Source organism: Mesorhizobium sp. M8A.F.Ca.ET.181.01.1.1, assembly GCF_004792025.1.
Taxonomy (GTDB): domain Bacteria; phylum Pseudomonadota; class Alphaproteobacteria; order Rhizobiales; family Rhizobiaceae; genus Mesorhizobium.
This window is the reverse complement of record NZ_SRTV01000208.1, coordinates 1-311: the sequence shown is the minus strand read 5'-3', so window position 1 is coordinate 311 and position 311 is coordinate 1. Positions and strand designations below refer to the sequence as shown.

The following is a 311-nucleotide window of genomic DNA, read 5'->3' as shown; positions in this document are numbered from 1 at the left end:
GAAAGATAGATATCCTGAAGTGTCGGCATGTGTTTCTCCGTATCGATCGAAGGGTCGAGCCTGCTTCGGCGCCGGGGTCGATGTCAGCAGTTTGCGCGTTGCTCGCGGTCCGTTGGGACAGCGAACTGTGCTCCGTCATTGAACAGGTGCAGGTATGGACGGGGAACCGGTGACGAGATCGCACCTGCCATCGTCTAGCCGGTAAAATCCATCCTGCGGAACGGGCAGTTCGAGCATCTCCCGCTTTGAAAGTCCGAGAAACACGCCGCGAAGGATCCGCCCGAACAGACCATGGGAAATGACGATGGTCG

Annotated in this window: 1 pseudogene; it reads right to left on the bottom strand. The window is 57.9% G+C overall.

The window, feature by feature from the left end:
• Positions 1-135: 135 nt before the first annotated feature.
• Positions 136-311 (bottom strand): annotated as a pseudogene (locus EN824_RS36425) (histidine phosphatase family protein); the annotation flags it as partial.